Consider the following 13120-nt stretch of genomic DNA (forward strand, 5'->3'; position numbering starts at 1 on the left):
GTCAGGCCTGAATAAGTGAATAACTTTAAAGTTATTCACTTATTCAGGCCTGACCCCTTAATTCTCTATTCAGTATAAACTCTAAATCCTTTACCTAACCAGTTGTTAGTATAGTCAATAGTGAACTCTTTAAATGTAGTAGCTGTGTCCTTGTCTACTAATATTTTTAATCCATCTATTTCCTCAACTTCGTCGTCTTCCTTTTGCTCATCCAGAGCAAGACCAAATGATGGACCGCCTCAGCCAAAGCCTGCCATATATACCCTCACGCCTTTAGCTGCTTCTTTTCTTTTTTCTAATACTTTTTTCAGCTCATTTATTGCCTTATCAGTAATATTTATCTTCATACTAATCCTCCTTTCAATTTTATTATACCCTAACAGGGTATGGAACACACAAAATTCTATTATATATTTAGGTTAAAGTCAAATGTATTTTTAACATTTGCTTTAATTATTCCTGATGTCTTCAATCATAGATTTCATATAGTCATAGGTCATCATCCCCACTCTTCTCTTTACAACTACTCCTTCTTCATCTATAAAATAAGAAACTGGAATACCTCTAACTAAATATTTTATAGCTACATCTGCATCTTTATCTAATAACACTTCAAAATCATATCCTTTATCTTGTATAAACTTTTTAACCTTTAATTGCTGCTCTCCTACATTAACTGCTAATATAACGAAATCTTTATCCTTATTTTCTAAATATATATCGTTCATATCCGGCATTTCTCCAGTACAATAAGGACATGTTGTAGTCCAAAAGTTTAGTAAAACAATTTTCCCTTTATAATCATCTAAAGAAACATCTTCTCCATCTATATTTTTAAGAGTAAAATTAGGTGCTTTGTATCCTTCTTCTGGTCTAGTCTCTTCTTTGCTCTCTTCTATTTGTTCCTTTTCTTCACTATCTTCTGCATTTTCTTGCTCTACTTCATTGTTATTTTCTACTATATTTTCATTTTTATTAAGCATATTAGAAGCAAAATAGAAAAGACCTGCACCTAATACTATAACTAAAACTATAACAATAATATTTTTTCCTTTCATTCTATACCTCCTCATATAATATAGTCTAGAAATATGCTAGGAAATTAAGCTTGTTAAAAACTATCAATACTCCCACAACTATTATCACAACACCACTTATTTTGACTATATAAGGTAATACTTTTTCGGATTTCATTAAAAATTTACTGAATTGATTAATTAAAAGTGCTGTTAATAAAAATGGAATTGCTAAACCAATGGAATAAGCTAATAAAAGGATAATTCCTTTTGAAACGGTGGCAGTTGTACCCACATATATAAGTATAGTGCCAAGCACTGGTCCTATACATGGTGTCCAACCTGCCGCAAAGGCCATTCCCATAAGGATAGAACTAAACCAGTTCTTGACTTCCTTCGGTGACCTAACATTTCGTTGTTTATTTAAAAACTCTAATTTTAATAGTCCAACCATATTTAAACCAAAAAGAACTATTATAATTCCACCTATTTTAGTTAAAACATTTCTATATCTAATAAATGCCTGCCCTACAAAACCTGCTAGTATACCAAATATCATAAATATAATAGTAAATCCTAATACGAAGCCTAAGGTTCTAGATAAAGCAAATAGTTTTTTATCCTGAAGCTCTTCTTCTAAAGTAGTTCCTGTAATATAAGTAATATAAGCTGGAATTAGTGGTAAAATACATGGTGAAAAATAAGTTAAAAACCCTGCTGCAAATGCTATAGGGATTGAAGTATCTTGCATATATATCCCCCCCTCGTTTATTTACTTTTACAATCCATATTCTATTATACCATATAGGGGTATGTGTTTGCTATAGAAAAAGCGAAAAAGTCGCTTTTTAGGCTATTAATTGCCACGTCACCTTATATGCAATACGTCTTTTTTTACGTTACTTAAACGTGTTTCTTTTTTCCATTTCTCACAAATATACTAGTTCTAGCTTCACAATCAGAACACTTCCCTACTTCAGGTCTAATGCAAGGATTGGTATGAACTAACACTTCTTTTACATGGTCAATATTCTTATGGATAATTTTTTCTACATCTTCTCCTATACTATGTCCTTTAGCTACTGTAATGTTAGGGTCTACACATACCTTTATATCTATAAATACCTTTGAACCATGTTTTCTACTCCTTAATTCATTTATATTATTCACTTCTGTGTTCTCAAGAATTTCCTCTGCTACTTTGTATAATTTCTCTTTTTCAATAGAACTATCCATAAGTTCATTATACCCATTTATAAATATCTCTATCCCTACTTTAACTACTATTACTGATACTACTAATCCTGCTAATGGATCTAAAAAATAATATCCCATTCTAGCACCTATTATACCAATTAATGCTCCTATAGAAGATAATGCATCTGACCTGTGATGCCATGCATCAGCTATAAGGGCACTGCTGTTTATTTTTCTTCCTCCATACATTGCTATTCTATATTGAACTTCTTTAGCTACTATAGATATAGATGCTGCCCAAACCGCTGTAACCCCTGGAACTATATTTTTTCCTGCAATCAAAATTTTTATAGCCGAATATCCTATATTCATTCCTACCGATATTAATAATAAAGATAACACAAAACCTGCTATTGACTCAGCTTTCTCATGACCATAATGATGCTCCATATCCTCTGGTTTTTTTGCAATAAAAAAGCTAATAATTATACCTATAGAGCTAGCCGTATCTGATATAGTATGAATACCATCTGCTAACATTGCAGTAGAATTTGCCAATAAACCAACTAATATTTTAGCAATAGATAGAATTATGTTTATAATTATAGTAATCCATGTAATCCTATTACCTATTTTGTATCTTTCATTTTCAGTAATATTATTACTACTATTTAAATTCAATTATTACACCTCATTTTCAATTAAAGTACTTTCATTACTATTATAGTATAAATCCAATACAAATGGAACCATTGATTTTTCAATGATACAAGGTGTTAACTGTTATTAGCTATCATTATCAATTGATAATAATTATCTCTTTCTTTAGCTATTATATTGATTTAAATAAAACCAAAATTCTACTCCCCTATCTACATTATCTACTCCAAATTTACTATCGTGTAACTTTAAAATTCTTTTTACAATAGACAGCCCTAAGCCTGTTCCTCCATATTTTCTAGTACGTGCTTTATCCACTTTATAAAATCTGTCCCATATTTTTTCTATTTCAGATTCAGGTATGTGCTCTCCACTATTAAATATATTTACCTTCACTTTATTTTGTTCTTTTTTAACTGTAATTTTTACTACATTATCACCTTTGATATGGTTTATAGCATTAGTTATAAAATTGACTAAAACTTGCTCTATTCTTATCTTATCTCCGTATACTAACTGTATATCATCGTCTATATCTAACTTTAATTTAATATTCTTTTGTGAAAATATAGGGTTATATTTGCTAACTACTTCTTCTATTAATTCCTTTATATCAAATTTGACTATTTCTAGCTTAAAACTTCCTGATTCTAATTGAGATAAATCTAATAAATCCTTTACGAGTTTACCCATTTTTTCACTTTCATCTATTATTACATCACAGTAAAACTTTCTACTTTCCTCATCATTAGCTACACTATCTTTAAGACCTTCAGCATAACCTTGTATTAATGATATAGGTGTTTTCAACTCATGTGATACGCTAGATACAAACTGTTTTCTCATTTTTTCAAGGGCTCTTTCTCTCTCTATGTCTTTTTTTAGCTGTTCATTCGCTTTATTTAAATCTCTAATGGTTATATCTAATTTGTTTGAAAGATAGTTTATAGTTTGTCCTAATTCTCCAATTTCATCATCTGTTTTTCCTTGGTATTTATAACTAAAATCTAAAGTAGCCATTTTTTTAGCTACATTATTTAATTTAATTATAGGTTTAGTAATAATTTTAGAGAAAATATAAGCTATTATTATTGCAACCACTAATGATATAAAACCTATATAAACGTAAAAATCCTTTGTTATTTCTACCCCTTCTTCAATTGACTGTATTGGGGACTCTATGAATAATATTTCATTATTTTTTAATAGTACAGATAATAACAATATCTTTGTAGAAAATCTAGGATGATTATATATATTTAAAATCGCTTCACCATTTATTAGTGCCTGTAATTTTTCATTATCGTTAAAAGTCTCAATATAAAAGCTCCACATACCATTTCCTTTTCCCATTCCTTGACTTCTATGTCCCAAAATTGTGGCATACTTTATTTCCCCTTCACCCGTTACAATAGTTATATTTCCTGATGTTAAATTCTCTATTCTTTCTAGCTCTAAGCTAATACTGTCTATATCTCCTTCGTATAATGACTTAATATTATTACCATATTCAATAAGTGATTTCTTTTTTCTATTCAAGTAAAAATCGTCTAAAAATTGAGTGTTTAATATCCACACTAGTCCCACTGTTATCAAAGTAAATATAATCATACCAACAAACAACTTAATACTTATGGACTTTTTCATTTTTTCACCTCGAATCTATAACCTACTCCTCTTACAGTTTGTATAAAGTCACTTTTATTCTCTAGTTTTACTCTTAATCTCTTTACATGGGTATCTACTGTTCTAGAATCTCCGAAATAATCATATCCCCAAACTTCGTTTAATATCTTATTTCTACTTAATGCTTTACCCTTATTCTTAACCATATACACTAAAAGCTCATATTCTTTAGGAGTAAGTTCTATTTCTTTGCCCTCTATATATACTCTATGGGCACTTTCGTCAATTTCTATATTTTCTACAGATATCTTGGTATTATTAACTGTAGTATTACCACGTTTTAGTAGTGCCTTAACCCTAGCAACCAATATCTTAGGACTAAAGGGTTTAGTAACATATTCATCTGCTCCTAACTCAAAACCAAATAACTGATCTGATTCTTCACCTCTAGCTGTTAGAAGTAATACAGGAGTATTGTTTTCTTTTCTTATCTCTCTTAATACTGTCCATCCATCATATTCCGGTAGCATTATATCTAATATAACTAAATCTATTTCATGTTCCATATCTATAAAAATATCTAATGCTTTTTTTCCATCTTCTGATTCTATAATATTGTATCCTTCTCTTTTTAAATAATCTGATACTAATCTTCTCATCCTATCTTCATCTTCTACTAATAATATATTAACTGACATCTGCACCACTCCTATCTTTATCTGCTTACCTCTATTATATAACAAAATCAACTAATGTCGATTTTGAGCTATTAGCTACTAGCTATTTGCTGTTAGCTTAAATATTTAAAATTATGTTTTTCATTAAACATTACTGTTTTTGTCACAGAACTGTCACATTCCAGGTATAAAATATAATTGAAAATAAAATTAATCAAGGAGGTTTTAAATATGAAAAACAAAAAAACTATTTTAACATCAACTGTGTTAGCTTTAGTACTTTTATTCTCAACAGCTATAACTTTTGCATCGGATGGTGATACTCCATCATCAAATACACCAAGGCAAGGTTGGGAGCTAGGTTTTGGAAGACCTAATATATCCGACGAAAAATATGCTTACACTATTAGTGAAGATGACCTTGTTACTATTTCTGGTAAACTTACAAAAGATATTAATACAGAAGAAGTACCTCATAGCATGGCTGTAAAAACTGAAGATGGCTCTACTATTGATGTACATTTAGGAAGAATAGTATTCTTTAATCAATTTAAAGAACTTAACCTAGAAAAAGATAGTTATGTAGAAATAACAGGGTTAGAGAGGACTTTTGATGAGCATAATGTATTCGTTCCATTTAGTATTACATCTAACAATAAAACTGTAGAAGTAAGAAGTGAAGACAATAGACCTGTTTGGGCAGGACAAAATGGTCAAAAAAGAGGTCAAGGAAATGGTAGAGGTAGAAAGTGGAGTGAGGACTCTACTGGCAATTTTAATAGAGGTTTTGGAGAATGCATGTATAACAATTAACAAAAGCGGCTTAAATGCCGCTTTTGTTATTGGTTAAAATGCTCTTCCTGGAATTATGGCATTTACTACTCCTATTACTAGAGCTCCTATTATAGCCCCTAAAATAGAAATATTAAATCCTGCTACTATAAAACTCGTTAGGTACAATATTGCTGCTGCTACTATAAATCCTATTATTCCTCTGCCAAAAGGTGAAGCATCTACTCCTGATATCCTTTCTATTAGATAATCTAGTCCTGCTATAACTACTCCTGCTATTAATAACGCTCCAATATTAGATACGCTAAATCCAGGTGTTAAAAATGCTGCTATACCTACAATTAGTGCTGTTAAAACTACTCTTAATACAACACTACCAATACTGACATTTTCCGGATTTCTTTCTCTTTCTGCCATACTTACACCTCCTTTTCTTTAGTTTCACTAAAAAGTTAATTTTTTATAACACATAGAAAGCTATATTTAAATTTAAATTTTGGATAATAATATAATTTCAGTTATGTGTATTCAAAAAATTAACCTTAAAAATATTATTTAAAATCGAGGACTTTTTTATGCAATAGGTACATATTAAAGCTTTTAAATAAATATACTAGCTATATAATACGTTAGTGAAATAGGAGTGCTCAATATGGCTGCTAAGCATATAGGTTTTGTCCATAACAATCAACGAATATAACACTAATATCTTTTTTATCAAATTACTAGTTATATTATTATTGGTAATCATGAGTATAGGTCTTTTATTGTCTGTTTTTACCTATAAACTAGCTTTACCAGAGAAAAATATAGACACTATTGCAAGATATAAAGTATTAAAAGTAGTAAGAAATAGTATAGAGCATAAATTAAGTCCTGGAGATTTGATAGTTATTAAAAATTTACCTTATAATAAAAGCATAAGATATTATGGTATTTAGAAATGGTTGAAATATTTTATTATTTAAAGTTATTTCTAAATAATTGTCTATTTAATCACAAAAAAATAAAAAAATATGTTATTATATTATATAAACATATATGATAATATAAATATACATATATAATAAAGGAGGAATACAATTGGCAATTACAAAAGATATGCTAATAGGTGAATTATTAAGAGAGAACCCTGAAAAAGCTGAAGTTTTAATGAGATTCGGTATGGGGTGTATCGGATGTCCTTCAGCTCAAATGGAATCATTAGAGCAAGCTGCTCAAGTTCATGGCATAGATTTAGATGAACTTTTAAAAGCATTAAACGAATAAAAAAAAGAAGGCGCCCCTTCGTTTGGCGGTCGCCTTCTTTTTAGTTATAATAATTGCTCTAATCTATTTCTATCAAATCCTAAAATTTCTTCTCCGTCTACTACTATTACTGGTACTCCTCTGTAACCCATTTGTATTAATTCATTTCTAGCTGACACATCAGTTGAAACGTTTTTCTCAGTAAAATCTACACCTTTTTGTTGAAGATATTGTTTTGCACTTACACAGTGTGGACATGTACTACTTGTATAAATTGTTACATTTGGCATAATTAAAACCCCCATTATCATTTTATTTCATAATAAATATACCCCATAAGGGGTATATATAAACATCAATTTATTATTTTTTTAATTTATTATAATAATTGGTCTAATCTAGCTTTGTCAAATCCTACTATATCTTCTCCATCTACTACTATTACTGGTACTCCCATATATCCTTTCTGAATTAATTCTTTTCTAGCTTGTGCGTCAGTTGAAACATTCTTTTCTGTATAGCTTACACCCTTTTGCTCAAGATATTGTTTTGCACTTACACAGTGTGGACATGTGCTGCTTGTATAAACTATTACTTCCTTCATATTCTAACCCTCCGTATCTTGTTTTTTATTTTGCATATATATTATACCCCTTATAGGTATATATAATCAAGTATATATAAAAAATTATAATATTCATTATTTTTTCTGCTTCATATAGCTTAACTCTAATATATAAAATATATTCGTTTATATCTTAATATTTATAATATACATACCAACTCAATCTATAATATACTAATATATCATATTTTATGATATGTTTCCTTAAGTTAACATTGATAATATCAATATTTAGGTCTAATGTCATATTGTATTTAATTTATTCATATGATAATCTCATTTATATCTTTTTTGAAAGGTTGATTATATGACTAAAAACTATATGGAAATTTTAGTTAAAAATGCTCTAAATGAAATCATTGACAAATATGACATATGTAAATGTGATAAATGTAAAAAAGACATTATGGCAATAGCACTAAATAATCTTCCTCCTAAGTATTTTTTATCAAGTAATGACGAAAGTGAAAAAACATCTTTTCTTTTAGACAGACAAATAAAAATATCGGTTCTAGCTAAAGTAATCGAAGCTATAGAAATTTTTACTAGCAAGAAAAATCTGGCTTTATAAATTAGAATGAGGGACATTATCATGTCCCTCCCTTATATCATTTTCACGTCTACTTTAACATTATAGTGTACCCATTTTGCAACGTTTCTTTAACTGATACTATCTATTTCTTCTCGGTGGAGTAGGCTTTAAAGGTGTCACTATTCTTCCATTAATAGCATCTATGTGAATTAACCAATAGCCTATATCTTTGTCTGAATCCCTTTTCTCTATCCACGTTTGAAATCCCGTTATACCGTTATATGGTTGTTCTTCTTTAGTAAACTTGCCAGGTATACCATATACATAATATTTAACTTCATTATTTTTTTCATATATACCAAAAATATAATGGTCATATTTTTTCATGAGATTTTGACAGGTTGTTACTCTACTCATAAATGGATATGGATAATAAACATTCACGATATAGTTATAAAAAGGTAAAAAACCTCTATATACATTTCTACTATCATAATCTATTTTCCACCAAGTATATCCATCAAGCTCTTGCTTTAATGGGTTGACCTTTTCGAAAAATTTAAGTATATTCATTGAATAGTCTGCTACATGTTTACTGTACATTCTAGCACTATCTGTATAATTATTTCTATTATTTAATGGGTGTCCGTAGTTATTCATATTGTCTGCATAATTGGGATTTTGATAAGTAGAATTTTGTTGGTAGTTTTGTTTATTTTTTTGTGCATAATACTTATCTTTACTATGGTCAACTTTTATAAATTTATAACGATTTGTTTTTTTACCTTCTACTTCTTTTTGATTTTCTTTACTTTCTAATTTTGGCTTCTCAACTTCTGTATTATATTCTTCACTGTAAGTATCGTTATCATATTCATGCTTTTGTATCTCTTCCTTTTTTTCTTCTTCTGCTATTTCTTGTGTTTCTTCTATTTCATTAATATCTTCCTGTTGAATTTCTTCGACTTTATTCTCTTTTTCTTCAGTTTTATTACTCATTACTTGCTGAGAATCTTTTAAGTTATGTTGTAATTCTTTATCTATTTCTTCAATCTCTTCCTTTTCTACTTTCATTTCACTAAAATCTTCTTTTCTTTCATTTTCTATCTTAATCTCTTCCTTTTCTATACTTTTTTTCTGGGGCATATGTACTTCATTTGATTCTGCGTCTGTTTTTTGTAGTTCTTTAAGCACTGATTCTATGCTTCCATCTTTATTATAAACATAGCCTATTAAAGGTACCTTTAAATCGGTCTCTTTTTTATCAATTGATGTAAGCTTTACTAATACATATTTAAAGTCTTCAATTGACACACCAGTGTTTCCTACTGATTTGGGATTAAACTTCCATTCTACGCTACCCTTTCCTTTATCGTTTATTATTATTGTACCTACCTCTGCCTTAACTACTTTACCACGTGATTTTCCTAATAAATATCCTTTATATACTTTATTTTGTATGTTTTCCAAGCCCTCTACATTAAATAGTATCTTTCCCTTTCCATCACGTGATTCTATCTTTACGTATCCCTTAGCTTTATTGCTCTTATTATTAAGATAGCTCGTAGTATTGTCTTCAAGTATTACAAATTTCCTTATATATTTGGACACAACTATCCCCCCTTGAATTCCTTATTATAAGTATATGTAACAAAAGGGGAATAGTTAACTAAATAAATAATTATTTTTATACCTCATGCCAAATTATTGAATACTATATATAGCATCAGATATTTTAATAAAATCTTCTATAGACAATTTCTCTCCTCTAATTCTATGGTCTATATCATGTTTACTTAATATTTCTCTTATTTGGTCTTTTTCTAGACCAAGACCTCCTGAACTTAAAGCGTTAACTAAGGTTTTACGCCTTTTACTAAAAGCTGCCTTTACTACTTTGAAGAGAAGTTTTTCATCTTTTACATTAAACTTCGGTTTACTATATACATCTAACATAATTACTGCTGAATCTACCTTAGGCTTTGGTATAAATACATTTTTAGGTACATTAGCTATAATCTGTGGGTTAGAATAATACTGTGCTGCTATAGATAATGCTCCATAGTCTTTACCTCCAGGGGCTGCTTGTATTCTCATAGCTACTTCCTTTTGGATCATAACTACTATTTTTTCTATATTGTACCTTTCTTCTAATAGCTTCATAATTATAGGTGTAGTTATATAGTATGGAAGATTAGCAACCACTTTTACTTTTTTATTGTCAAATTCAGTCTTTATTAAATCCTCGATGTCAATCTTTAATATATCTCCTTGTATAACTTTTACATTATCATAGGAAAAAAGAGTTTCATCTAAAATAGGTATAAGTCTATTATCTAATTCCACAGCTACTACCTTTCCCGCTCTTTCGCATAGCTCTTGTGTTAAAGTTCCTATACCCGGTCCAATTTCTATTACTCCATCTTCTTTAGTTATATTAGCTCCTTCACATATTTTATCTAATATGTTTTTATCAATTAAAAAATTTTGTCCAAAGCTTTTTGAAAATTTAAACCCGTATTTTTCAATAATTTCCTTTGTAGCTTTTGGTGAATATAATCTTTTATCCATATTAATAGCCTATCCTCCTAACTCCTTCTTCAAATTCTTCTCTCGTTATTCCATAATTGTTTAAACGCTTAAAAAACTGCTTGGAATTACAATAGCCTATTCCTAATATTCTACCTAATTTATCTCGTCTATCAGATGCACTTTCGTTCCCTATTAAACCATTTCTTATTAAATCACTCTTTGTAAATTCTTTTCTTTCAGTTGCCGATTCTACCCTTGCATTTTTTAAAGCTTCTATTATATCTTCTTTAGTAGCATTTTCTATACCAATATTACCGTCCTTTGTGGCTTTGTCCCTTGGTAAAAAAGCATGTTTACAATTCTTTACCTCTTTAGAAATTATATTTCTTATTTTTTCTCCTGCAAAATCAGGGTCAGTAAATATAATTACTCCTCTTTTTTCTGCCGCTGTTTTTATTCTATCCATAAGGTCATCGGGAAATCCAAATCCTCCAGTAGTAATAATTTCTGCATCGACCGCTCTTTTTACAGCAGCAACATCGTCTTTACCTTCTACGACTATTACTTCTTTTATCATGTTCTTCCCCCTTAGTCTTTTAGCAATTTAAAATTAAAAACCGAGCTAGCTAACGTGCTAAGTGACGTACAAGTAGACGTACAAAGTGACGTGCTAAAAACGTAAAAATAACATCGTACATTTTACGTCCTTTTTTACGTCTTCTTTCAAATCATTATTTACGTTACTTCATACGTTTTCTTTTACGCCAGCTTGTACGCAATACGTCTTTTTTTACGTTATTTTTTACGCTTTTTATTTTCTCATGATACGTATTAAAATTATACACTTTTTGTATCGTAATTAAAACATTTTACAACAAAAAAGAGCAGAAAACTGCTCTCTTCCAAAATCCTATTCAAGTATATAAACCTTTACCCTTCTTCTACCAAATTTTAATGCCTCTTGATGGTCCGCAAAGAAAAGGTCTATTCTATTACCCTTTACTGCTCCTCCTGTATCTTCTGCTACTGCAAAACCATAATCCTCTCTACTATCTAGTGATTCGATATATAGTTTAGTCCCTAACGGAATAACGTTAGGGTCTACAGCCACTACTCCTGGACGTGCCTTTGTGCCAGTTGCAGTTATGCCATATCCTGGGTCTCCCGGTCTTTTTCCTGTACTCTGATAAGATAAATCATAGGCTGTTGCTGTCATAATAAGCTTTCTTCTAAAAGTCACATTACCTCTAGAAGTAGCAATATAGTGTTTAGTACCTTTTTCAATTATTTCTGGTTTAGGCTCTACTTTTATTTTTTCACTTAGTATTTTCTTTGATTTAAGTTCTCCATTGATATATGTTTCTTTTATCTCTAACTCCTTTTTGCCATTTTTACCATGTTGTATTTTATTTATTTCTCCTTTTAGCAAATTTTCGTTATATTTTATTATAGTATCATAAGGTATCTCTTGGATTTCACTCTTTATTTCTTCGTCTACTCTAGTAATATATATTTGTGTATTTGAAGAAATCTCTTTATCTAAATCAGGATTAATTTCATCATTTTCATCAATTTTTATATTTAAATCTTTTAATACATCCTCAACTGTTTTTCCTGATGATTCATCCTGCATTATTATTTTACCGTCATAAACTGTAACAGGGAGTGCTTTTCTTATTACAATATTCATATTATCCTTTAATCTCATATCTTCGTCTACATTGATATAGTCCTTTTTTTCAAGCTCTATTCTATTTTCTTGTAATAATTCACCTACAGTTTTACTATAGGTCTTTACCACTTTAGACTGTCCATCTATATATAATACTACATCCTTTTCTACATGCTGATACACAAGCACACTACTTATCACTATTAAAAAAGTAACTACTATTATACTAAACAGTTTATTCTTTATAATTTTATCGCTCATTTCTTACCCTCCAAATTATTGGCTTCTAGTGTATTCTATTCTATATACAAATTCTGTGTCAATATAATCTATAGATGTAATTTTTTTATATAGTTGTATTTATTTCCAAAAGTTGTGAACTTTATAATATGTAAACCAAAATCGACTACGTCGATTTGTTAGTTAGTAGTTCGTTGTTAGTAGTTAGTAGCATTTTAGTCAGCTCTTAGTTCTTAGTTGGTAAAAAAATTAGGCTATTCGCTGTTCGCCTTTCGCTTTTCGATAATAATTCTATAAACATTT

16 protein-coding genes are annotated in these 13120 nt (G+C 29.5%); 4 read left to right on the forward strand and 12 right to left on the reverse strand.

The genetic code is table 11. The annotated features are described in order from the left end of the window. Positions 1-449 precede the first annotated feature (449 nt). The 5 genes from L21TH_RS08375 to L21TH_RS08395 form a co-directional block, all read right to left on the reverse strand. Complete coding sequence (locus tag L21TH_RS08375) at positions 450-1058, reverse strand: peroxiredoxin family protein (protein ID WP_006314037.1); 609 nt, start codon at positions 1056-1058, stop codon at positions 450-452. 25 nt (positions 1059-1083) lie between these two features. Continuing rightward, positions 1084-1767 carry a cytochrome c biogenesis CcdA family protein gene (locus L21TH_RS08380; RefSeq protein WP_006314038.1) on the reverse strand — a complete coding sequence of 228 codons (684 nt, stop codon included), beginning with the start codon at positions 1765-1767 and terminating at the stop codon, positions 1084-1086. Positions 1768-1919: 152 nt separating this feature from the next. Continuing rightward, entirely contained in the window at positions 1920-2894 is a 975-nt protein-coding gene (locus tag L21TH_RS08385) for a cation diffusion facilitator family transporter (RefSeq protein WP_006314039.1), read from the reverse strand. A gap of 144 nt (positions 2895-3038) precedes the next feature. Continuing rightward, a complete protein-coding gene (locus tag L21TH_RS08390; protein WP_006314040.1) occupies positions 3039-4520 on the reverse strand; it encodes a sensor histidine kinase in 1482 nt (493 codons plus the stop codon). Next, positions 4517-5197 (reverse strand): response regulator transcription factor, encoded by a 681-nt coding sequence (locus L21TH_RS08395; protein ID WP_006314041.1) that lies wholly within the window; start codon positions 5195-5197, stop codon positions 4517-4519. The genes L21TH_RS08390 and L21TH_RS08395 overlap by 4 nt, the downstream gene beginning before the upstream one ends. A gap of 210 nt (positions 5198-5407) precedes the next feature. On the opposite strand from L21TH_RS08395, the gene L21TH_RS08400 reads away from it, so the two are divergent. Next, on the forward strand, positions 5408-5989 hold the full coding sequence (locus tag L21TH_RS08400; protein ID WP_006314043.1) for a hypothetical protein: 582 nt from the start codon (positions 5408-5410) through the stop codon (positions 5987-5989). Between the two features lie 33 nt (positions 5990-6022). Here L21TH_RS08400 and L21TH_RS08405 read toward each other — a convergent pair whose 3' ends face one another. Further along, positions 6023-6385, reverse strand: coding sequence for a phage holin family protein (locus L21TH_RS08405; RefSeq protein ID WP_006314044.1), 363 nt, complete (start codon positions 6383-6385; stop codon positions 6023-6025). Between the two features lie 332 nt (positions 6386-6717). Between L21TH_RS08405 and L21TH_RS14305 the strand changes: the two genes are divergently transcribed. Next, positions 6718-6909, forward strand: coding sequence for a hypothetical protein (locus tag L21TH_RS14305; protein WP_006314045.1), 192 nt, complete (start codon positions 6718-6720; stop codon positions 6907-6909). 142 nt (positions 6910-7051) lie between these two features. Next, entirely contained in the window at positions 7052-7237 is a 186-nt protein-coding gene (locus L21TH_RS08410; RefSeq protein ID WP_006314046.1) for a DUF1858 domain-containing protein, read from the forward strand. Between the two features lie 44 nt (positions 7238-7281). On the opposite strand, the gene L21TH_RS08415 is transcribed toward L21TH_RS08410, so the two are convergent. Continuing rightward, positions 7282-7506 carry a glutaredoxin family protein gene (locus L21TH_RS08415; protein WP_006314047.1) on the reverse strand — a complete coding sequence of 75 codons (225 nt, stop codon included), beginning with the start codon at positions 7504-7506 and terminating at the stop codon, positions 7282-7284. A gap of 89 nt (positions 7507-7595) precedes the next feature. After that, the gene (locus L21TH_RS08420) at positions 7596-7820 is read right to left on the reverse strand and encodes a glutaredoxin family protein (protein WP_006314048.1); all 225 of its coding nucleotides are present in this window, start codon (positions 7818-7820) and stop codon (positions 7596-7598) included. A 328-nt stretch (positions 7821-8148) separates the two neighbouring features. On the opposite strand from L21TH_RS08420, the gene L21TH_RS08425 reads away from it, so the two are divergent. Then, a complete protein-coding gene (locus L21TH_RS08425; RefSeq protein WP_006314049.1) occupies positions 8149-8412 on the forward strand; it encodes a late competence development ComFB family protein in 264 nt (87 codons plus the stop codon). A gap of 99 nt (positions 8413-8511) precedes the next feature. Here the strand turns inward: L21TH_RS08425 and L21TH_RS08430 are convergent, their stop codons facing one another. The 4 genes from L21TH_RS08430 to L21TH_RS08445 form a co-directional block, all read right to left on the reverse strand. Beyond that, positions 8512-9984 (reverse strand): DUF7922 domain-containing protein, encoded by a 1473-nt coding sequence (locus L21TH_RS08430; RefSeq protein WP_006314050.1) that lies wholly within the window; start codon positions 9982-9984, stop codon positions 8512-8514. Between the two features lie 93 nt (positions 9985-10077). Beyond that, positions 10078-10944 carry a 16S rRNA (adenine(1518)-N(6)/adenine(1519)-N(6))-dimethyltransferase RsmA gene (gene rsmA / locus L21TH_RS08435; protein WP_006314051.1) on the reverse strand — a complete coding sequence of 289 codons (867 nt, stop codon included), beginning with the start codon at positions 10942-10944 and terminating at the stop codon, positions 10078-10080. 1 nt (position 10945) lies between these two features. Continuing rightward, positions 10946-11482, reverse strand: coding sequence for a ribonuclease M5 (rnmV, locus tag L21TH_RS08440; protein WP_006314052.1), 537 nt, complete (start codon positions 11480-11482; stop codon positions 10946-10948). A gap of 333 nt (positions 11483-11815) precedes the next feature. After that, positions 11816-12838, reverse strand: a complete 1023-nt coding sequence (locus L21TH_RS08445) for a 3D domain-containing protein (protein WP_006314053.1) — start codon at positions 12836-12838, stop codon at positions 11816-11818. Between the last annotated feature and the right edge of the window lie 282 nt (positions 12839-13120).

The sequence above is a fragment of the Caldisalinibacter kiritimatiensis genome (assembly GCF_000387765.1).
GTDB lineage: Bacteria > Bacillota > Clostridia > Tissierellales > Caldisalinibacteraceae > Caldisalinibacter > Caldisalinibacter kiritimatiensis.

Excerpts from the sequence above, each read along its gene's own strand:
- rnmV (WP_006314052.1), bottom strand. The coding sequence starts at position 11,482 with ATGATAAAAGAAGTAATAGTCGTAGAAGGTAAAGACGATGTTGCTGCT.
- rsmA (WP_006314051.1), bottom strand. The coding sequence starts at position 10,944 with ATGGATAAAAGATTATATTCACCAAAAGCTACAAAGGAAATTATTGAA.
- L21TH_RS14305 (WP_006314045.1), top strand. The coding sequence starts at position 6,718 with ATGAGTATAGGTCTTTTATTGTCTGTTTTTACCTATAAACTAGCTTTA.
- L21TH_RS08400 (WP_006314043.1), top strand. The coding sequence starts at position 5,408 with ATGAAAAACAAAAAAACTATTTTAACATCAACTGTGTTAGCTTTAGTA.
- L21TH_RS08375 (WP_006314037.1), bottom strand. The coding sequence starts at position 1,058 with ATGAAAGGAAAAAATATTATTGTTATAGTTTTAGTTATAGTATTAGGT.
- L21TH_RS08390 (WP_006314040.1), bottom strand. The coding sequence starts at position 4,520 with ATGAAAAAGTCCATAAGTATTAAGTTGTTTGTTGGTATGATTATATTT.
- L21TH_RS08415 (WP_006314047.1), bottom strand. The coding sequence starts at position 7,506 with ATGCCAAATGTAACAATTTATACAAGTAGTACATGTCCACACTGTGTA.
- L21TH_RS08425 (WP_006314049.1), top strand. The coding sequence starts at position 8,149 with ATGACTAAAAACTATATGGAAATTTTAGTTAAAAATGCTCTAAATGAA.
- L21TH_RS08420 (WP_006314048.1), bottom strand. The coding sequence starts at position 7,820 with ATGAAGGAAGTAATAGTTTATACAAGCAGCACATGTCCACACTGTGTA.
- L21TH_RS08380 (WP_006314038.1), bottom strand. The coding sequence starts at position 1,767 with ATGCAAGATACTTCAATCCCTATAGCATTTGCAGCAGGGTTTTTAACT.
- L21TH_RS08395 (WP_006314041.1), bottom strand. The coding sequence starts at position 5,197 with ATGTCAGTTAATATATTATTAGTAGAAGATGAAGATAGGATGAGAAGA.
- L21TH_RS08405 (WP_006314044.1), bottom strand. The coding sequence starts at position 6,385 with ATGGCAGAAAGAGAAAGAAATCCGGAAAATGTCAGTATTGGTAGTGTT.
- L21TH_RS08445 (WP_006314053.1), bottom strand. The coding sequence starts at position 12,838 with ATGAGCGATAAAATTATAAAGAATAAACTGTTTAGTATAATAGTAGTT.